The sequence below is a fragment of the Streptomyces roseicoloratus genome (genome assembly GCF_004117935.1).
GTDB lineage: Bacteria > Actinomycetota > Actinomycetes > Streptomycetales > Streptomycetaceae > Streptomyces > Streptomyces roseicoloratus.
Map to the genome: position 1 here is coordinate 1 of NZ_SDOY01000123.1, position 20,505 is coordinate 20,505.

The following is a 20,505-nucleotide window of genomic DNA, read 5'->3' on the forward strand; positions in this document are numbered from 1 at the left end:
TGTACGTGTTCATCGACGACCATGTGGCGCCTTGTCGCCGGATCGGGCGACCCCCGAAACTCACGGACGCCGAACTGCTGTGCCTGGCCGTCGCCCAGGTCCTGCTCGGCTTCCCCTCGGCCCGGCACTGGATCCGCTTCGCGCATGCCCGGCTGGGACACCTGTTCCGCTACCTGCCCCAGCAGTCCGCCTACAACAAGCGCCTCAACGCCGCAGGTCCGCTGATCAGCCAGGTGATCGAGGCACTGGCCCGGCAGGTGCCGACCTGGAACGACGACCTGCGGCTGATCGACTCCACCCCGCTGCCCTGCGCGGCCTCCCGCGAGACCGTCAAACGCTCCGAACTGGCCGGGCACTGCGGATACGGCTACTGCCGCAGCCACTCCCGCTTCTTCTGGGGCTTCCGGCTCTACCTGGTCACCACCGCCGAGGGCATGCCCGTCACCTGGTGTCTGGCCAACCCGAAGATCGGCGAGCGGGAGGTGATGGCCGCCCTGCTCGAACACGACCACCACCTCGTCCGCCAAGGGCAGGTGATCCTCGCCGACAAGGGCTTTGCCGGGAAGGAGTTCGAGACCTTCGTCAGCGAGCGCCTCGGCGCCCACCTCGTGCGGCCGGACCGCAAGGACGAACCGGTCCGGCACGGGAAGATCGCCCGGGTCCGACAGTGGATCGAGGCCGTCATCGACACCCTCAAAGGCCAGCTCAGCCTCGAACACCACGGCGGCAGAACCCCGGCCGGTGTCTTCGCCCGCACCGGACAACGACTCCTCGCCCTGGCCGCCGGCATCTGGCACAACTGGACCACCGGCGCCGCAGTCAAACGCTCACTGATCGCCTACGACCACTGAAAACATCGGACTCATTCATCTAGGGTGGCGGCCATGGCGACCCAGACGACTGGCCCGACGGCGGACTCGCACGCGGACATCGGCGTGATCGGCGGCTCCGGGTTGTACTCCTTCCTGGACGATGTGACCGAGGTGTCGGTCGACACCCCGTACGGCAGCCCCAGCGACTCCCTCTTCCTCGGCGAGATCGCCGGCCGGCGGGTGGCTTTCCTTCCGCGGCACGGCCGCGGCCACCACGTGCCGCCGCACCGGATCAACTACCGCGCCAACCTCTGGGCCCTGCGCTCCCTGGGCGTGCGCCAGGTCCTCGGGCCGTGCGCGGTAGGCGGACTGCGCGAGGAGTACGGCCCCGGCACTCTCGTCGTGCCCGACCAGCTGGTCGACCGGACGAAGGCCCGCGCGCAGACCTTCTTCGATGGGGAACCACTGCCCTCGGCCTGGGGCGGCGCCGTACCGCACGTGGTCCATGTGACTTTCGCCGACCCCTACTGTCCTGACGGACGCCGGGTGGCCCTGAAGGCCGCCCGCGGGCGCGGTTGGCAACCCGTCGACGGCGGCACGATGGTCGTCGTCGAGGGCCCTCGCTTCTCCACGCGCGCCGAGTCGCGCTGGCACGCGGCCGCGGGCTGGTCGGTGGTCGGCATGACCGGCCACCCCGAGGCCGTACTCGCCCGGGAACTGGGACTCTGCTACACCTCCCTCGCACTGGTGACGGATCTGGACGCGGGCGCGGAGACCGGGGACGGTGTCTCGCACGCCGAGGTTCTGCGTGTGTTCGGCGAGAACGTCGGCCGGCTGCGCGACGTGCTCTTCGACGCGGTCGGTGCGCTTCCCGCGACGATCGACCGGGACTGCCTGTGCACGCGAGCCCACGATGAGTGGGACTTGGGGATCGAACTGCCCTGAGCCTCGTGGCCGGGGTCGGGGCCGGGTGAGGATCGGCCGCCCGCGAGACCGAACTGACTCAAGCGTCCCCGATCCGGCCCGACCGCGGCAATCGCTCGCGGGGGTGAGGAAGTTGTCCACAATCGCCTGGTTGTCCACAGGCCCGAGCGGGATCGCGGCGGGTGCGGGACGGTGGTCGCGGTTCGCCGGACGGTCCGGTGAACGACCACGTCACGACAGGCGGTTTGCGCGATGACCACGGACTCGAGCCTCACGGGCTCCTGCCTCCCTCACACTCCCACCTCGGTGCCGGCGCCCTGCGGCGTCCCTCTCTTCGAACCTCTGCGTGTACGCGGTGCGAGGCTGCGGCTGCGTCGGGCCCTGCGCCGCAGGCGGCGGGCGCCTGCCGCAGTCCTCGCGATGACGGCCGCCGCGCTCGCGGCGGCCGGCGCGGCCGGCGCCAGCGACCCGGCGGCGCAGCCGCCTCCGCCGCCGGTCCGCAAGGCCCATCGGCCGGCCCCGGTTCCGCTGGTTTCGGCCCCGGTCCGGATCGCCGACGCGGCAACCGTGCGCCTGCTCAGGCCCGGCGACCGCGTGGACGTGATCGCCGCGGCCGGTTCACCGACGGGTGACAGCGGAGAGGCCCGCGTGGTGGCCTCGGGCGTCCGAGTGGCTGAAGTGCCGCAGCTGAGCGAGACTCGTTCGGGCGGCGGGGCGTTGGTCGTTCTCTCCGTTCCACGGTCGACGGCGGCGGCGCTCGCCGGGGCGGGCATGACGTCCCAACTGGCGGTGACGCTATGTTGATTCGCACTGACGACCTGTCAAGTAACCGTCCCGTGTGTACGGATTGGACGCCTTCGCTCCGGTCACGGCGTAATGGCTCCGCACAGTGCAGCACACGCGACGAAAGGCACCTCGGTGGCCGAGAAGAAGGAAACCTTGCTGGGAGGCTTCAAGGCCTTCCTGATGCGCGGGAACGTGATCGACCTGGCGGTGGCCGTCGTCATCGGTGCCGCGTTCACCAACATCGTGAATTCGGTGGTCAAGGGCATCATCAACCCGGTCGTCGGTGCCTTCGGCACGAAGGACCTCGAGGGGTACGCGTCCTGCCTCAAGGCGCCCTGCCAGGTCGTGAACGGCGAGATGCAGGGCATCCAGATCCAGTGGGGTCTCGTCCTCAGCGCCGTCCTCAGCTTCGTGATCACGGCGGCCGTCGTCTACTTCCTGATGGTCCTGCCGATGGCCAAGATCCTCGCGAAGCGCGTGGCGCACGAGAAGGCGAAGGAGGGCGTCCAGGAGACCCTGGAGGTCAGCGAGCTCGAGGTGCTCAAGGAGATCCGCGACCACCTGGTCGCTCAGCGCAGCCCGGTGAGCAACACGGGCAAGGCGTCCGGCGCCGTCAACGGCGTCGGGACGCACTCCACCTCCTGACCGACGACTCGCGTCGGCGTCAGAGGTGGTGCGGCGGCTTCTCGTCGAGGAAGCGCGCGAGGTCGGCGGCGCTGCCGCCGGCCGGAGGCCGCTCGCCCCACCCGCGGTCCGTATCGTCCGCGGATTGCTGGTCCAGTGGATCGTCGAAGATCAGTGCCGGCCTGGATTCGGATTCGGGAACGGTGTCGGACTGCTTCGGCATTCGCGGTCCGTGGGCGGGGGCGGTGCTCATGTTTTCAGGGTACGCCGGTGTCACCGTCGGGTACGCCTTCGATCCGCGGGCTGATCAGCAGGGTTCCGCTCAGCGGTCCTTCGGGTCGAGCAGCCAGAGGCCGAGGACGACCAGGAACGACAGGACGAGGAATCCCGCACCCCACCAGGCTGTCCCGGTGTCGCCGGACATCCACTCGTCGACCACGATGGTCAGCCCCCACAGCTGGCCGATGACCACGGTGAGGGCCAGGGCGAGACGGGCCGAGAGCTTGGAGGAGCGCTCGGGTTCCTGCTCGGTGCCGGCACCCGGACCGGGGCCGGTGTGGCGGATACGGGGGTCGCCATAGCCGCTGGTGGGCCGGATCTGGGGGTAGCGCTCGTGGACCGGACGGTTGAGGCGTGGCTGGGCGCTGCCGGGGGTGTACGCGGGCCGCTGCGGGCCCTCCGACGCCTCGGCCGGACCTGCCGGGCCACGGGAGGCGCCCGGGCCACCGGAGGCACTGGTGCCGGGGGCACCCGAGCCACCGGGAGTGCCGGCAGCGCCCGGGTCCTTGGGGAACGGGGGCTCGGTCATGGCGTTCCGCTCCTCTCCGCGACGCTGCCCCCGGCGCCGGGGCAGCCGAGGCGTTCGGCGAGGCCGGGCCGTTCCTCGCCGAGCTGACGGCACAGTCCTTCCTGGACGCTCTCGCCGGAGCGGGTGGTGCCCACAGCCCAGACGCTGCCGTCGGCCTCCTCGACGAGCAGCACCTTGGGCAGGGCGCGGGGCGGCGGGCCTGCGGTGACCTCGCCGGTGCGGACGTCGAAGACACCCTCGTGGCACGGGCAGTACAGCTCTCCCTCGCTCCCCCGGTCACTGCGCCACAGGACGGCGCACGCCAGGTGGGTGCAGACGGCGGAGTAGCCGGCGAGTGTGCCGTCCTGCAGACGGATGGCGACGGCGCGGTCCTCCTCGTCGGGATAGCGGAAGGCGATCGAGGCGCCGGGGAGGAGCTGGTCGGCGATCTTCCGGGGCTCGGGCGCTCCGTCGTCACTGTCGCCGTGCCGGTGCAGGATGCCGGAGGCGACACCGATGCCACCGACGGCCAGGCCGCCGGAGACGGTGGCGACGATCCGCAGGTAGTCGCGGCGGGTGGTGAGCGAATCGGCGGCGATGCGGTCGCGGAGGGCCGCCTGGGCGGCGTCGGCCGGCCGGTCCTCGCCTGCGGGGTCGGCCGGGCCGGTGGCCGTGCCGGAACCGTCCGGCGGCTGTGCGGTGACGCTCATCGGACATCCACTCCGTTGACTTCGACGACGGGCAGACCGCCGGGGACCAGCCACTGGACTTTGTCCGCGGGAACGACCATCGCCACCCCGGTGGAGACGGTGGTGGCCCCGAAGGTGAAGGAGTCGGCGACCTGGACGCCGGGGCGTTCGGCGCGGAGTTCGTCGAGAGTGCCGTAGAAGAGGGCGCCGGTGGGGCAGACGGTGGCGCACATGGGGGCGAGGCCGTAGGCGGTGCGGTCGTAGCAGAGGTTGCACTTCATCTGCAGCTTTGCCTGGAGGTCGATCTTCGGGACACCGAAGGGGCAGGCGTTGACGCAGTTTGCGCAGCCGATGCAGCGGGTGGTGTCGGCTTGCTGCACCACGCCGTCGGCGGTCACCAGGATCGCGTCGGCGGGGCAGACCTCGGCGCAGGGCGCGACGGGGTCCTCACAGTGCATGCACACAGTGGGAAGGGAGGCGACGGAGTGCCCCTCGTCGGGGTAGTCGAGGTGGATCATCGACTTGCCGCGGTGCGAGTCGCACTCGCGGCAGGCGGAGACGCAGGCCTGGCAGCCGATGCAGCGGCCGGGGTCGATGAAGATCGTGCGGCCCATCATGTGCGGCGTCAGCTCCTCTCCGAGGTGCCCCGACCCTGCGGGGACGTGGGCGGCAGGGGGTCGCCGCGGGAGACCTGGGTTTCCGGGTAGGCGACCTGGCCGGGCCCGGTGGGTGGCGCGGGGACCTCGTCGATGCGTTCGGCGGCCTCGATGCGGGCGGCGCAGACCTTGTACTCGGGGATCTTGGAGCGCGGGTCGAGGGCGTCGATGGTCAGGGCGTTGGCGGCAGTGGGCACGGGCCAGTGGTAGGGGACGAAGACGGTGTCGGGGCGGATGGCCTCAGTGACCAGAGCGGGGAAGACCTCGCTGCCGCGGCGGGTGACGACGCGGACCGGGTCGCCGTTGCGGAAGCCGTGGGAGGGGTGGACCTCGACCCAGGGCCGGGGCGTCTGCTCGACGAGGGCGCCCAGGCGGCGGGTCTGGTTGCCGGAGAGGAAATGGGCGACGGTGCGGCCGGTGGTGAGGGAGAGCGGGTATTCCTCGCTGTACGGGTCCATGGGCGGGTGCCATTCGACGACCTGCATATGGATCTTGCCGTCGGCGTGATAGGTCCTGCCGTCCTCGAAGAGGCGTGGCGTGCCGGGGTGGTCGGTGGAGGGGCAGGGCCAGACGATGCCGCCGGTCTCCTCAAGCCGCTCGTAGGTGATGCCGTAGTAGTCGTTGACCGTTCCGGCCGACGCGATGCGCAGCTCCTCGAAGACGGCGCGGGAGTCGGGGAAGGCGAACTTGTCGCCGGCCCCGAGGCGTCTGGCGAGCTCGCAGATGACCCAGGTGTCGGTGCGGACGCCGGCCGGGGGCTCCTGGGCCTTGTTGTGTTTGACGACGCGGGCCTCGGCGTTGGCCATGACGCCCTCGTCCTCGGCCCACACGGTGACGGGGAAGACGACGTGCGCGTTGGCGGCGGTCTCGGAAAGGAAGAAGTCGAATTGGGCGTGGAACTCGGTGGTGTCGTAGCCCTCCTTCACCGTGGCGTAGTGAGGGAGCGAGACGAAGGGGTTGTTGCAGACGCCGATGAGGCCGCGGATCTCGCGGCGCTGCATCTGCCAGACCATCTCCATCATGGAGGTGCCGGCAGGTGGCAGCTCGGACTCGTCGATGCCCCAGATCGCGCAGATCTGGCGGCGGTGTTCGGGGTCGGAGATGGAGCGTCCGCCGGGCAGGAGGTCGGACTTCTGGCCGTGCTCGCGGCCGCCCTGACCGTTGCCCTGGCCGGTGATGGTGCCGTAGCCGGCGCCCGGGCGGCCGATGTTTCCGGTGGCGACGCACAGGTTGATGATCGTCAGGCAGTTCTCGACGCCCTGCGAGTGGTGTTCGACGCCGCGAGCGTGCCAGGCCATGGCCTTGCCGGCACCGGCGAACACCCGGGCGACCTGGACGATCTGCTCTTCGGGGACGCCGCAGATCCGGGCGGCGCGGGAGGGCGGATAGTCGGCGACGGTCTTCTTCACCTCCTCCCAGCCGGTGGTGTGGGCGGCGAGGTAGGCCTCGTCGGTGAGGTCCTCGGCGACGACGACGTGGAGGACGGCGTTGAAGAAGGCGGAGTCGGTGCCCGGCTTGAGCGCCACGTGGATGTCGGCGGTGCGGGCGATGGCAGTCTCGCGCGGGTCGACGACGATCAGGGTGGCGCCGCGGTCCCGGGCTCCCCAGAGGTACTGGGTCATCACGGGGAAGCATTCGCCGACGTTGGACCCGGCGATGAGGAGGCAGTCGGTGAGGAGGATGTCGGAGAACGGGTTGCCGGCCCGGTCGATGCCGAAGGCCAGCTTGTTGGCTCCCGCGGCGGAGACCATGCACAGCCGGCCGTTGTAGTCGACGTGCCGGGTCTTCAGGGCGACGCGGGCGAACTTGCCGACCAGATAGGTCTTCTCCGAGAACAGGCTCGCGCCGCCGAGCAGGCCGAAGGCGTCGTTGCCGTACTCGCTCTGGATGCGGCGGATCTCGGAGGCGGTGAAGTCGAGCGCCTCTTCCCAGCCGACCTCCCGGAAGGGCTCGTCGCGGCTGCGGCGCATCAGCGGGGAGGTGAGCCGGTCGGGGTGGTTGACCTGCTGATAGGCGTTGATGCCCTTGGGGCAGAGCCGCATCCGGTTGATGTCGTGGTTGCGGGGTTCCACGCCGAAGACCTTGCCGGCGTGGTCGACGCGCAGGTACATGCCGCACTGCACGCCGCAGAAGCAGCAGTGAGTGGGGACCAGGGTCTCGCCGTTCTGGTCGGCGTGCCAGCGGTCGGCGGGGATGCCTCCGGCGTCGCGGAAGTTCCGGGTGCCGGGCGGGGCGACGGACGGATCCAGAGGCAGCTGCTGCCCGGCGTGCGCGTGCGTCACTTGAAGCCTTTCTTGACGTGGCTGAGGTAGGCGTTGCCCCGGAGGACCCGCTTGCAGCGGGGGCAGTACTCGGTCCACTCGTCGAAGCCGAGGCCCAGGTCGCGCATGGTGCCCTGGAGGTTGTCGACATAGGGGGCGGTGTCGATGGGCCTGCCGCAGCGTCGGCAGGTGAGGAGGCCGGCGTCGGGGCCGTCGGCACCGACCACGCCGGCCGCGGCGCTCATCGTGGCGGTGCTCGATGTCGCGGTGCCGGCGGATGCCGGGCCGGTGGCTTCGGCCTTGCGGCGCGCGGTGTACTTGAACAGCTGCATGCCGACGGCGGCGGGGCGCTGGACGATGTGGAAGAACTTCCCGAACGGGATGTAGATGAGGGTGAAGACCACCGACACCATGTGAAGGATCGCCAGGAACTCGTAGCCGCCACCGTGCAGGAAGATCGAGGAGAAGGTCAGCAGCAGGCCGGTGACCGAGATGACGATGAGGGCGATCAACGGGACCAGGTCGTAGGCGAAGCGCTGGCCGGTGATGGCGCCGCGGTCCTTCATCCGTCGCCACAGGAAGTAGCAGGCGCCGGGGATGACGAGGACGGCGGCGATGTCCAGGCCGTGGAACATCAGCCAGCCGACGATGTTCAGCGAGTCGAAGCCCAGGACCTTGAAGCCCCAGATCCGCATCTCGTAGCCGGGGCCCGAGCCGGTGGAGGAGGTGAAGGTGAACCAGCCCCAGGTGAGCGGGAAGGTGATGAGGGCGGCGAGGATGCAGCCCCAGAAGATCAGTTGGTGGGCAGCCCACCGGGCGTGCGAGCGGGCGCCGAGGAACTTCTGGAAGCCGAGGTAGGTGGCGATCATCCGGGGCAGCGCGGTGGGAGCGCTGCGGAAGTTCTCGACCGAGAAGAAGGCGCGCCAGCCCTGCCGGAACAAGCGGCGGGCGCCCGGCGCGGACACCCACACGGTGTAGCGGTAGGCGACGCCGAAGGCGAGGAAGACGGTCGCCACCGCGTACGGAAGGAGGGCCGAGTCGAAATCGCGCAGCAGTCGGCTGCCGAAGACGATAGCGAGGATCAGCAACACGGAGACGGCGACCCCGGCGAGGGTGGCACGGCGGCGCACTTGGGCGGGGGTCTGCGGCGTCCGGTCCGCCGGGGCGGGCGGCGGGCCGGCGGGGGCCGGCGGGGGCTCGGCAGGGGCCTGCGGTGGCTCGATCACGCGCTCACGATAGAAGCATTCACCCCTTTACGCCCGTTTTGCGATGCCGGCGGGTGAGCGTATGCCCGGGCCGAGCTCAAACGGCGTACAGCCCGTGGGAGCGGAAGATCTCCCGTGTCGCAGCGACCTGCTCCGGAGTCGGCGACGGGGTGTCGTGCAGGGTGAACGGCCTGGCGAGTGCTCGCCATTTCGCTTCGCCGAGCCGGTGGAAGGGGAGGATGTCCACGCGGGAGACATTGCCGAGACCCCCGGCGAAGGCGGCGACTCCCTCGATGTCGGCCGGGTCGTCGGTGAGATCCGGGACGAGGACGTAGCGGACGTGGACCTCCTGGCCGAGGTCAGCGAGGCGGCGGGCGAAGTCCAGGGTCGGCTGGAGCGGTCGACCGGTCAGCTTCTCGTACGTGTCCCGGTCCCAGGACTTGATGTCGAGAAGGACCAGGTCGGTGTCGCGCAGCAGAGCGTCCGTGGCCCGGGCGCCGAGGAAGCCCGAGGTGTCGAGGGCGGTGTGCAGGCCGAGCTCGTACTTCATCCGGTGCAGCAGTTCGCCGGTGAAGACGGGCTGGAGCAGGGGTTCGCCGCCCGAGACAGTGGCCCCGCCGCCGGAGGCGGCGATGAAGCGGGTGTACTTGCCCGCTTCCGCGATCACGTCGTCGGCGGAGGTCCGCTTGCCGTTCCGCATCCGCCAGGTGTCGGGGTTGTGGCAGTACAGGCAGGTCAGGGGGCAGCCGGCGAGGAAGGTGACGAAGCGGGTGCCGGGACCGTCGACACCTGTGGACAGGTCCCAGGAGTGCACCGAACCCTCCGAGGGCCGCCCGGTCACAACGGCGGCAGGGGTGGCGGGACGGGTCGGGATGTCCGAGCCGAGGAGCACGGCCATGGCGGGGCCTCCTATCAGGAAGGAGTGACGAGAGGAGCAAGACGAGACGAGACGAGGCGAGAGGAGCGAAGGAGAACGAGATCAGCAAGAGGAGCGAGCCGAGTGAGGCGAGTGCCGGGTGGCCGGGTGGTGAGGGCCGGCCCGGGGGCTCGGGTCACAGGGAGCCGTGGAAGGTGCGGTGGAGGACGTCGAGCTGCTGGGCGCGGGTGAGGCGGACGAAGTTCACCGCGTATCCGGAGACCCGGATGGTGAGCTGAGGGTGGTTCTCCGGGTGCTCCATGGCGTCGAGCAGCACGTCTCGGTTGAGGACGTTGACGTTCATGTGGAAGCCGTCGGTGGCCATGTAGCCGTCGAGGACGCCGGCAAGGTTCCTGATTCGCTCCTCAGGAGTGCGGCCGAGCCCGTCGGGAGTGACGGTGTTGGTCAGCGAGATACCGTCCTCGGCGTCCTGGTACGGGAGTTTGGCGACCGACAGGGCCGAGGCGACGTAACCGTGGGTGTCGCGGCCGTTCATCGGGTTGGCGCCTGGGGAGAACGGCTCGCCGGCACGACGCCCGTCGGGAGTGTTGCCGGTCTTCTTTCCGTAGACGACGTTGGAGGTGATGGTCAGGACGGACTGGGTGTGTTCGGCGTTCCGGTAGGTCGGGTGCTTGCGCACCTTCTTCATGAACTCCTCGACCAGCCGGACGGCGATCGAGTCGGCACGGTCGTCGTTGTTGCCGTACGCCGGGAAGTCGCCCTCGATCTCGAAGTCGGTGGCCAGGCCGGTCTCGTCGCGCAGTGCGGTGACCTTGGCGTACTTGATGGCGGCCAGCGAGTCGGCGGCGACCGAGAGGCCGGCGATGCCGCAGGCCATGGTGCGACGCACGTCACGGTCGTGGAGCGCCATCTCGATGCGCTCGTAGGCGTACTTGTCGTGCATGTAGTGGATGACGTTCAGCGCGTGGACGTAAACGTTCGCCAACCACTCCATCTGCGCGTCGAACTTGCGCATCACCTCGTCGTAGTCGAGGACCTCGGAGGTGACGGCGCCGGTGTCGGGGCCGACCTGGACGCCGGACTTCTCGTCGCGGCCGCCGTTGATCGCGTAGAGGAGGGTCTTCGCGAGGTTCACGCGAGCGCCGAAGAACTGCATCTGCTTGCCGACGGGCATCGCGGAGACGCAGCAGGCGATGGCGGTGTCGTCGCCGAAGCGGGGACGCATCAGCTCGTCCGACTCGTACTGGACGGAGGAGGTGTCGATCGAGACCTTCGCGCAGAACTCCTTGAAGCCCTGAGGGAGCTGCGGTGACCAGAGCACGGTCATGTTCGGCTCGGGGGCCGGACCGAGGTTGTACAGGGTCTGGAGATAGCGGAAGGAGGTCCTGGTGACCAGCGGACGGCCGTCCACGCCGATGCCGGCGATGGACTCGGTGACCCATGTCGGGTCGCCGGAGAAGAGCTCGTCGTACTCGGGGGTGCGGAGGAAGCGGACGATACGCAGCTTGATGACGAAGTCGTCGACCAGTTCCTGTGCCTGTTCCTCGGTGAGGAGACCGGACTCGATGTCCCGCTGCAGATAGACGTCAACGAAGGTGGAGGTGCGGCCCAGCGACATCGCGGCGCCGTTCTGCTCCTTCACGGCGGCGAGGTAGGCGAAGTACAGCCATTGGATGGCCTCGCGGCCGGTGGTGGCCGGGCCCGAGATGTCGTAGCCGTAGGCGGCGGCCATCACCTTCAGCTCGCCGAGCGCACGGATCTGCTCCGCGAGCTCCTCGCGCAGCCGGATCGTCTCTTCCAGCGAACGGTTCCCGGCGGAGAGGGAGTTCAGCTCCGCCTTCTCCTGCTCCTTCACCTCGACGAGGCGGTCGACGCCGTAGAGGGCGACCCGGCGGTAGTCACCGATGATGCGACCGCGACCGTAGGCGTCGGGGAGGCCGGTGACGATGCCGGCCTTGCGGGCAGCGCGGATCTCGGGGGTGTAGGCGTCGAAGACGCCGGCGTTGTGGGTCTTGCGGTACTCGGTGAAGACCTTCTCCAGCTCCGTCGAGACCGGGTAGCCGTAGGTCTCCAGGACGCCGGCCACCATGCGCCAGCCGCCGTTCGGCATGATGGCGCGCTTCAGCGGGGCGTCCGTCTGGAGGCCGACGATCAGGTCCTTGTCGCGGTCGATCCAGCCCGGGGCATGGGCGGTGATGGTGGAGGGGATGTCGTACGCGACGTCGTGGACGCCCTTGGCACGCTCCTCCGGAAACCTGTCCGTGATGGCCTTCCACACGGCGGTGGTCCGCTCGGTGGGGCCGGCGAGGAAGGAGCCGTCTCCCTCGTACGGGGTGTAGTTCTGCTGGATGAAGTCGCGTACGTCGATGGCGTCACGCCACAGACCGCCCTTGAAGCCCTTCCAGGCTCCACCGTTCACCGTTGCTTCAGCAGGGGTCACCGTCACTGCCCGCACCGCCTTCGATCTCTCGGAACAGCCTTGTTGCCGGCTGGCTGCTTCCATTGCACTCCGTTTGATCGATCGGATGGGGCGGCAATGGTCACCAGTCGACGGCCGTTGGTCCCTTCCCTGGCATGCGGAAAGGCCCCGTCGAAGCGGGACCGTTCGGCGCGGTCCTTCGGCGGGGCCGTCGGGGTCTCTCGGCGGAGCCGTCGGGGCCCTTCGGCAGGGCCGGCGGGGTCCTTCGGCGGGGCCGGCGGCCAGCCGGGCAGGCTCGCAGGCGCCCAGCCCGGGCCAGACGGGCCGACGGTCGAGGGAGCCTGCGCCCAACCTGTGGCCGACGGCAGACCTGGCCGGGCCCGCGCCCGATCAGGCGGGCCGGCCCGGCGCAGGTCCGTCAGCTGGGGGCCTCGGCGTTCTTGCGGGCGTAGAACCACCAGGTCACGAGTACGCAGCTCAGGTAGAAGGCGACGAATCCCCACATCGCGCTGGTCACGGCGATGGAGCCGAAGAGTGCCGGGATGAAGAAGAAGCCGTAGGCGGCGATGGCCGAAGTGAAACCGGTGACGGCTCCGGACTCCATCTCCGCCTGCTTCCGGGCACGCGCGTACTCCGGGGTGCCCTCGGTCAAGCCCTTCAGATGGGTCCCACGGAAGATCACCGGGATCTGGCGGAAGGTCGAGCCGTTGCCGATGCCGGAGAAGAGGAACGCCGCCAGGAAGCAGAAGAAGAAGCCGTAGAACGAACCGCTGGGGGCACCGGAAGCGCCGGAGCCGCCGTCGTCGATCGCGGGAAGGAAGTCGATCACCCCCACGATGGAGACCGCCATGCCCACGAAGGACAGGATCGTGACCCGCGCACCGCCCCACCTGTCGGCGATCCAGCCGCCCGCCCACCGGGCGAGGGCGCCGACCGCCGGGCCCATCCAGGCGTAGGTGGCGACGGAGTAGTCAGGGAAGGTGGTCTTGATCAGCATCGGCAGGGCGGCGGCGAAACCGATGAACGAGCCGAAGGTACCGACGTACAGCCAGGTCATCAGCCAGTTGTGCTTGCGCTTGAAGATCACCTTCTGCCGGCTGAACGGCGTCGACGCGACCTTCAGGTCGTTCTGGCCGAACCAGGCGACGGCGGCCAGGACCAGCAGCACCGGGACCCAGATGAAGGCGGCGTTCTGCAGGTGGACCGGGGTGCCGTCGGCCTTGTGCTGGGCCGAGCCGATGGCAATCGTCGACCAGGTGATGACGATCGGGGTCAGCAGCTGGACGGCGGAGACGCCCAGGTTGCCGAGGCCGCCGTTGACACCGGTCGCGCTGCCCTTCCTCGCCTTCGGGAAGAAGAAACCGATGTTGGCCAGGGACGAGGCGAAGTTCGCGCCTCCGATGCCGCACAGCGCGGCGATGCCGACCATCACCCCGTACGGGGTCGACGGGTCCTGGATCGCGATGCCCAGCCAGATCAGCGGCACGACCAGCACCAGCGTCGACAGGGCGGTGAAGCGCCGCTGCCCGATCATCGGGCCGAGGAAGGTGTAGAGGATCCGGGCCGTGCCGCCGGTCAGACCCGGGACTGCCGTCAGCCAGAACAGCTGGGAGGTGGAGAAGGCGAAGCCGACGTCCTTCAGGTTCGTCGCGGTGACCGACCACACCTGCCAGACCACGAACGCCACGAGCAGCGCCGGCACGGCGATCCACAGGTTGCGGTTCGCGACCCGGCTGCCGATGGACTTCCAGAAGAGCTCGTTCTCCGGTTCCCAGTCCGTGATCGTCCTGCCGGGCCCGTACTGCTCCGCGCCGTACGGGGCGGGTGACGGGCCGCCCGTCCTTCTGCTGTCCTGGACTACCGAACTCATGGCGATTTCCTGAGGTCGAGGGGCTCTTGCTCCTCCAGGCTCCGCTCGGACAGCAGGCGTACGGGAGAGCCGATCGTCGTGGGAGTCGGCGGGCGGAGGTCCCGCCGGACCGGGCCCTACGAACCTCGTCGTGGCGCTACCGCGTCGTGTTGTCGTGGCGCCCCGCGTCCCGGCGCGCGGCATCGGGCTGTCGTGGCACCTCACGTCCCGGCAGGCAGCATCGGGCTGTCGTGGCACCCACCCCACGTCCGGCGGGCGGCATCGTGTGTCGTGGCGCCCCACGTCCCGGCGGGCGGCATCGTGTGTCGTGGCGCCCCACGTCCCGGCGCGCGGCATCGCGTGTCGTGGCGCCCCACGTCCCGGCGGGCGGCATCGTGTGTCGTGGGGCCCCAGCGCCGTGGCACCCCAGCGTCGTGGTGTCGTACGGCCGTGGGTGGGTGAGGGCGTGCTGTTCTGTGGGGCATGACGCAACCCTTTCTTCCGCTCACCGCCCGGTCGCGTGAGGAAGCGCACCGGGCGGCCACGCCGCTCGAGTTGTTCTTCGACCTCTGCTTCGTCGTCGCCGTCGCCCAAGCCGGTGCGGAGCTCGTGCACGCCGTCGCGGAGGGGCATGCCGGGACCGGGATCCTGAACTACGCGATGGTGTTCTGGGCCATCTGGTGGGCCTGGATGAACTTCACCTGGTTCGCCTCGGCGTACGACAACGACGACGTCCTGTACCGGGTCGTGACCCTCGTCCAGATCGCCGGCGTGCTCATCCTCGCCGCCGGCGTCTCGCGGGCCTTCGAGGACCACGACTTCCTTGTCGTGTACATCGGGTACCTCGTCATGCGGCTCGCGCTCTCCACGCAGTGGCTGCGCGCCGCGCACCACGCCACCGACCCCGCCGAACGAACGATGTGCCGGCGGTACGCGGGCGGCGTGGCGGCCTGTCAGATCGGCTGGACGGCGCTGCTGTTCGTTCCCGAGGACGGCCGCCCATGGGTGTTCCTGGTCATGGCCCTGGCCGAGATGGCCGTACCGGTGTACGCGGAGAAGGACGTCACGACGCACTGGCACCCGCACCACATCGCCGAGCGCTACGGCCTCTTCACCATCATCGTGCTCGGCGAGACCATCGCGGCGGCGACGGTCGCCGTGAAGTCGGGTGTGGCGGAGAACGACGCGCTCGGCGAGGTGCTGCCGATCGCCGCAGGCGGACTCCTCATCGTCTTCGCCGCCTGGTGGATCTACTTCGTCGTCCCCGCCCACGACCGGCTCGCCTCCAACCGCCAGGGCTTCCTCTGGGGCTACGGCCACTACCTGATCTTCACCTCCGCCGCCGCGATCGGCGCGGGCATCGAGATCGCGGTCGAGCAGGCCGTCGGCGAAGCGCACATCACCACCCTCGCCGCGTCCTCCGCCGTGACCATCCCGGCGGCCGTGTTCCTGCTGTGCGTGTGGCTGCTGCACGCCCGCTACTTCAAGGTCGGCTTCGCCCAGCAGGCGGTGCTTCCTGTGGCCGTCCTGGCGATCCTGATGTGCTCCTTCGCCGGGCACTGGGCGGTGTTCGCCGCCGGGCTCGTCTCGGCGGCGACGGTGGCCGTGGGAGTGACCCTGACGGCCACCAACCCGGCCACGAGACGGAACGGACCACGGGCCTCCTGAGGCGGGGAGCAGAGCGGCACGAGGGACGCGAGGGGTGTGAGGGGTACGAAGGGTGCGAGAGGTACGAGGGGTACGAGGGGCGGAAGAGGGTTCCTCCGTGGCCTTACGCCGCGCGTGGCGCACGGGACGTCCCGCGCCGTGTGTACGGTGCCGGACGGCGCACGCCGCATGCACCTCACGGGAGCCCTCGCGCCGTGCCCGCGCCCAGCGGAACCCCTGTACCTGCCCCCTGCCCTGCTCCGGCCCCTGGGCCCGCGCCGTCCCCCAGGTGAGAATTTCCCCATGGTCTTCCGGCTTCTCGGTCCGCTCACCGTCGGCGGCTCGCCCGCCTCCGGCGGTCCCCGGGTGCGGGCGCTGCTCGCCCTGCTGCTGCTCGACGCGGGGCACGTGGTCGCGGTCGAACGGCTCGTCGACGGCCTGTACGGGGACGACCCTCCGGCAGGCGCCGCGAACGCCCTCCAGTCGCAGGTCTCCCGGCTGCGCCGGGCGGGCCTGCCGGACGGGGTGGCCGTGGAGCATTCGCCCGCCGGCTACCGGCTCGCCGGCGTCGCGGCCGACGACGTGGACGCGTTGCGGTTCGCGCGGCTGGCGCGCGAGGGCGCCCGGCTCCGCGCCGCGTCCGGGGACGCCGTACGGGCCGAGGAGCTGTTGCGTGAGGCCCTCGGGCTCTGGCGCGGACCTGCCCTCGCGGACGTACGGGACGCTCCGTACGCCGCCGCGCAGGTCGCCCGGCTCGACGCGCTGCGCCTCGACGCGTTGGAGGAGTGGGCGGCCGCACGCCTCGCCTGCGGCGGTGATCCCGCTCCGCTCGTACGGGACTTGACGGAGGCGGCGACCGCCCACCCGCTGCGCGAACGGCTCCGGGCCCTCCAGATGCGGGCGCTGGCCGGCGCCGGGCGACAGGCGGAGGCGCTCGGCGTGTACGAGGAGGTGCGCGGGGCGCTCGCGGAGGAGCTGGGCGCGGATCCATCGGAAGAACTGGTCTCGGCCCACCTGGCGGTCCTCCGGGGAGAGGCATCCGCCCCGTCGGCGAACGGGTCCGGGCAGTCGGCGAACGGGCCGGGTCGGGCGGAGAACGGGCCGGGGCAGGCAGCGAGCGGTCCGGGTCGGGCGGCAGACGCGTCGGGTCGGGCGGAGAACGGGCCGGCTCCGGCGGCAAACGGGTCGGGGCAGGCGGCAAACGCGTCGGCTCGGCCGGCGAGCGGGGCGGCGGAAATCCGGGGCGGAACCGGCCCCGGCCGGCGGGGCGGCCGCTCCGGGCACGGGCCTGGCCCCGGGACGGAACTTCCGGACCGCGACGGAGGCGATCCCGATCTCGGACTCGACCTTGGCGTTGGCGTTGGCGTTGGCCTTGGCGTTGGTCTTGGTCTTGGTCCCGGCATTGGACTTGTGCCCGGTCCCGGTCGTGATCTTGATCCCGGTCTGGGACTTGTGCCTGGTCCTGGTCTTGGTCCTGGTCTTGGACTTGCGCCCGGTCCTGGTGGTCGTGACCTTGGTCCCGTTCCACGGACCCGCGTGCGGCCGCCCCTGCCGCTCACCGCCTTCGTGGGGCGGGAGCGCGAGCGGGAGCGGCTCGGTGCGTTGCTCTCGGCCGCGCGGCTGGTGACGCTGGTCGGACCCGGCGGCGCGGGCAAGACCCGGCTCGCGGTGGAATGCGCGGGCCGTGACGCCGTGTTCGTGGACCTGGCCGCCGTCGGGCCGGGCGAGTCGGCCGGGGCGTTCGCGCGTGCGCTCGGGGTGCGGGACGCCGGTTCGGACGCACTCGTGCGGGCCCTCGCGGACCGGCCGGTGCTGCTCGTCGTCGACAACTGCGAGCACGTGGTGGCCGAGTCGGCCCTGCTCGTACGGGAGCTGCTCACCGGCTGCCAGGAGCTGCGGGTCCTCGCGACCAGCCGTGAGGCGCTGGGCATCACGGGCGAATCCCTGCTGCCGCTGGCCGCGCTCGCGGCCGGTGCGGCGGAGGAGCTGTTCGTACGACGTGGGGCGGCGGCCCGGCCCGGGTTCACCGGGCACGCGCGCGTGCCCGAGATCTGCGCGGCCCTCGACGGGCTGCCCCTCGCCCTCGAACTCGCGGCCGCCCGGCTGCGGACCCTCACCGTCGACGACCTCGCCGACCGGCTGGGAGACCGGCTCGCCGGGCCGTTCCGGGTGCTGTCGCGGGGGGACCGCACGGCGCCCGAACGGCACCGGACGCTGGCCGCGGTGGTGCAGTGGAGCTGGGAACTCCTGGACGAGGAGGAACGGGTCTCCGCGGCGCGTTTCTCCGTCTTCCGGGGCGGCGCCACCATCGAGGCGGCGGCCGCGGTCTGGGGCACGGATGCCGCGGACGCCGCCGACCTCCTGGCGTCGCTCACCGAGAAGTCGCTGATGGAGGCGACCACGGACGCGAGCGGCCGGAGCCGCTACCGCATGCTGGAGACCGTCCGCGCCTACGCGGCGGGGCAGCTGCCCGCCGACGACCCGGCCTTCGCCGCGCACACCGCCCACTTCCTGGCCCTCGCCCGCGCCACCGACCCGGGACTGCGCGGCCCTGACCAGCTCGGCCTGCTCGCCCGCCTCGACGCCGAGGAGCCGAACCTGCGCACCGCCCTGCGCCGCGCGTCCCCGGAGGACGGGCTGCGCCTGGTGGCCGCGCTCACCTCGTACTGGTGGCTGCGGGGCCTGCGCGGCCAGGTCGCCGGGCCGGCCGCGGAACTGCTCGACGCGGTCGAACAGGCCAGTCTCGCACCGGACTCGGCCGGTCTCGGCGAGGAGTACGCCCTGTGCGTCCTGATCGCCGGAGCCGCACCCGCGCCCGGAACGGGCCCTGGCGTCGCCATCGGAACCGGCCCCGGCAGTGGCCCTGGCGGCGCCGTAGCCGGCCCTGACACCAGCACCGGGCAGCAGCGGCAGCCGGCCCCGCCTCCCACCACACGGCTCGTACGCGCGCGGGACCTGCTCGTCACGCGTACGGAGCCGCTGCGGCAGCCGTTCACCGCGTTCCTGTGGGCCACGGCGGTCGGGCCGGAGGAGCGCCTTCCGGTACCGGACGACCCCTGGTCGCGTGCCCTCGACCTGGTCGGCCAGGGGCACCTGGCACTGGCCCGGGGAGACCGGGAGACGGCGGAACGGACGTTGACGGCGGCCCTGGCGGGCTTCCGCGCCCTCGGTGACCGCTGGGGCACGGCCACGGCCCTGGAGGGGCTCGCCGGCCTCTCCCCCGAACCGCTGCCCCTGCTCGCCGAAGCCCTCGGCCTCTTCGAATCCCTGGGCGTGGCCGAGGACATCGTGGACCTCCTCGGCCGCCGCGCCACGGTCCACGAGGCCGCGGGCGACCCGGACTCCGCCGCCGCGGACCGCACCCGCGCGGCGGAAACCGCGCGCCGCGCGGGCCTCCCCGGCCGGCCGCAGGAGCCGAAGGCGGCGGGCCTGCCTGGCCCGGCAGGCCCGCTGGCCTCCGTGGGCCCGCAGACCTGACCGGCCCTGCCCGCAGGACCTGACCGGCCCGCCTGGCCTGCCGGACGCTGCGGATCTGCCGGACGCCGCGGTTCTGGCGGAAGCCGCGGACCTGCCGGGCTCCGTGGACCTGCCGGGCTCCGCAGACTGCCGGGCTCCACGGATCTGCCGGACCCTGCGGCCCTTCCAGGCCGGCAGGACATGTCCGAGTGCGGCTGGTGGGCGATCCGCCCCGACGAGGCCGCCTCGGTACTCCGTCCTGAGTCCAGGGCGCCGGGGTAATTCGTCCGAGGCTCAAGGTCCTGGCCATGAACTCCTGGCCCCCGGGCCGCCGGCCCCCAGCTCCACCCGGGCCTGGGCTGCCTGGCCGGGCTGCCTGGTGCCTCGGGCTCAAGCCCGAGGCCTCCGAGCCCGGGCCGTAGAGCTCGCCCGGCCCTCACTGCCCACCCAGGCGGCCGTGCCCACCCGCGCCCGCCGTGCCCACCCGCGCCGTGGTCAGCCGCCGTCAGCGCTTCGTGCGTGGTTCGTCAGCGGACGCGGCCAGTCTCCTTCCTGTCGGGGCGATCGCCTCACACCGAACTCCGCAGACCGGAAGGTTCGCCATGCAGCAGCACACCCTTCGCACCGCCCTCGTCACCGGCGCCTCGCGCGGCATCGGGCGGGCCATCGCCCGGCGTCTTGCCGCCGACGGACTGCTCGTCGCCGTCCATTACGGCACCGACGGGGCGGCCGCGCAGGAGACCGTCGACCTGATCACCGCCGACGGCGGCCGGGCGTTCGCCGTCGGGGCCGAGCTCAGCACGCACGAAGGCGTACTGCTGCTCGTCGAGGGCGTACGGGCGGGGCTCCTGGCCCACACCGGGGGCACCGGGCTCGACGTCCTGGTCAACAACGCGGCCGTCTCGTCCTCCGGCGGGCACCTCCAGGACGAGACCGTCGAGCAGTTCGACCGCGTCTTCGCGGTCAACGTGCGCGCCCCGTTCTTCCTGGTGCAGCAGCTCCTTCCGGTGCTGCGCGACGGTGGCTCCATCGTCAACATCGGTTCCGCCGTCACCCGTGTCTCGCTCGCCGACGAGCTGGCGTACGCGATGACGAAGGGCGCCATGGAGACCTTCACCCGCACCCTCGCGAACGTCGCCGGCATGCGGCGGATCACCGTCAACACCGTTGCCCCCGGCCCGACGCAGACCGCCGGGCTCACGGCCGCGATGGCGGCGATGCCGCAGTTGGAGGAGTTGCTGATCGCCGGTCAGGCGCTGCCGTGGGTCGGTCAGCCGGAGGACGTGGCCGAGCCGGTGGCCTTCCTCGCCTCTCCGGCCGGTCGCTGGGTCACGGGCACGGTGATCGACGCCTCGGGCGGCACGTACCTCGGCCCGAAGCGCTGAACCGCCCGCGCTGAACCGCCCGCGCCGTTCCCACCCCGGTCCGAGCCGCTCCCACCCCTGCCCGGCCGGCTCTCGACCGGCCCGCTTCCCTTCCTCCGTTCCGGCCCGCCCCGGTCCCTCCGCCGGTC

At 71.3% G+C, this 20,505-nt stretch carries 16 protein-coding genes; 7 read left to right on the forward strand and 9 right to left on the reverse strand.

Going from position 1 to position 20,505, the window contains the following annotated elements:
- The 4 genes from ESG85_RS18130 to mscL form a co-directional block, all read left to right on the forward strand.
- A partial coding sequence (locus tag ESG85_RS18130) for an IS982 family transposase (protein ID WP_128978292.1) occupies window positions 1-851 on the forward strand: 851 nt, incomplete at its 5' end.
- Window positions 852-884: 33 nt separating this feature from the next.
- Window positions 885-1,757 (forward strand): S-methyl-5'-thioadenosine phosphorylase, encoded by an 873-nt coding sequence (locus ESG85_RS18135; protein WP_128980497.1) that lies wholly within the window; start codon window positions 885-887, stop codon window positions 1,755-1,757.
- Window positions 1,758-2,156: 399 nt separating this feature from the next.
- A complete protein-coding gene (locus ESG85_RS18140; RefSeq protein WP_309549042.1) occupies window positions 2,157-2,540 on the forward strand; it encodes a CpaB family protein in 384 nt (127 codons plus the stop codon).
- A gap of 114 nt (window positions 2,541-2,654) precedes the next feature.
- The gene (gene mscL, locus ESG85_RS18145) at window positions 2,655-3,167 is read left to right on the forward strand and encodes a large conductance mechanosensitive channel protein MscL (protein ID WP_128980501.1); all 513 of its coding nucleotides are present in this window, start codon (window positions 2,655-2,657) and stop codon (window positions 3,165-3,167) included.
- Between the two features lie 19 nt (window positions 3,168-3,186).
- On the opposite strand, the gene ESG85_RS18150 is transcribed toward mscL, so the two are convergent.
- From ESG85_RS18150 to ESG85_RS18190, 9 genes are all read right to left on the reverse strand, one after another.
- Window positions 3,187-3,399, reverse strand: coding sequence for a hypothetical protein (locus ESG85_RS18150; RefSeq protein ID WP_128980503.1), 213 nt, complete (start codon window positions 3,397-3,399; stop codon window positions 3,187-3,189).
- A gap of 69 nt (window positions 3,400-3,468) precedes the next feature.
- Window positions 3,469-3,954 (reverse strand): hypothetical protein, encoded by a 486-nt coding sequence (locus ESG85_RS18155; RefSeq protein ID WP_128980505.1) that lies wholly within the window; start codon window positions 3,952-3,954, stop codon window positions 3,469-3,471.
- Window positions 3,951-4,643, reverse strand: a complete 693-nt coding sequence (locus ESG85_RS18160; RefSeq protein ID WP_128980507.1) for a Rieske (2Fe-2S) protein — start codon at window positions 4,641-4,643, stop codon at window positions 3,951-3,953. The genes ESG85_RS18155 and ESG85_RS18160 overlap by 4 nt, the downstream gene beginning before the upstream one ends.
- Window positions 4,640-5,239, reverse strand: a complete 600-nt coding sequence (locus ESG85_RS18165) for a 4Fe-4S dicluster domain-containing protein (protein ID WP_128980509.1) — start codon at window positions 5,237-5,239, stop codon at window positions 4,640-4,642. The genes ESG85_RS18160 and ESG85_RS18165 overlap by 4 nt, the downstream gene beginning before the upstream one ends.
- 8 nt (window positions 5,240-5,247) lie before the next feature.
- Entirely contained in the window at window positions 5,248-7,560 is a 2,313-nt protein-coding gene (locus ESG85_RS18170; RefSeq protein ID WP_128980511.1) for a molybdopterin oxidoreductase family protein, read from the reverse strand.
- Entirely contained in the window at window positions 7,557-8,765 is a 1,209-nt protein-coding gene (locus ESG85_RS18175; RefSeq protein ID WP_128980513.1) for an MFS transporter, read from the reverse strand. Before ESG85_RS18175 ends, ESG85_RS18170 begins: the two co-directional genes overlap by 4 nt.
- Window positions 8,766-8,841: 76 nt before the next feature.
- Window positions 8,842-9,642, reverse strand: a complete 801-nt coding sequence (gene pflA / locus ESG85_RS18180; RefSeq protein WP_128980515.1) for a pyruvate formate-lyase-activating protein — start codon at window positions 9,640-9,642, stop codon at window positions 8,842-8,844.
- Between the two features lie 154 nt (window positions 9,643-9,796).
- Window positions 9,797-12,124, reverse strand: a complete 2,328-nt coding sequence (pflB, locus tag ESG85_RS18185; protein WP_246095123.1) for a formate C-acetyltransferase — start codon at window positions 12,122-12,124, stop codon at window positions 9,797-9,799.
- Between the two features lie 334 nt (window positions 12,125-12,458).
- Entirely contained in the window at window positions 12,459-13,910 is a 1,452-nt protein-coding gene (locus tag ESG85_RS18190; RefSeq protein WP_246095125.1) for an MFS transporter, read from the reverse strand.
- 462 nt (window positions 13,911-14,372) lie between these two features.
- Between ESG85_RS18190 and ESG85_RS18195 the strand changes: the two genes are divergently transcribed.
- From ESG85_RS18195 to ESG85_RS18205, 3 genes are all read left to right on the forward strand, one after another.
- Window positions 14,373-15,557 (forward strand): low temperature requirement protein A, encoded by a 1,185-nt coding sequence (locus tag ESG85_RS18195; protein ID WP_128980519.1) that lies wholly within the window; start codon window positions 14,373-14,375, stop codon window positions 15,555-15,557.
- 282 nt (window positions 15,558-15,839) lie between these two features.
- Complete coding sequence (locus ESG85_RS36640) at window positions 15,840-19,013, forward strand: AfsR/SARP family transcriptional regulator (RefSeq protein WP_281288056.1); 3,174 nt, start codon at window positions 15,840-15,842, stop codon at window positions 19,011-19,013.
- A 581-nt stretch (window positions 19,014-19,594) separates the two neighbouring features.
- Window positions 19,595-20,377, forward strand: coding sequence for an SDR family oxidoreductase (locus tag ESG85_RS18205; protein ID WP_128980521.1), 783 nt, complete (start codon window positions 19,595-19,597; stop codon window positions 20,375-20,377).
- Window positions 20,378-20,505 lie beyond the last annotated feature (128 nt).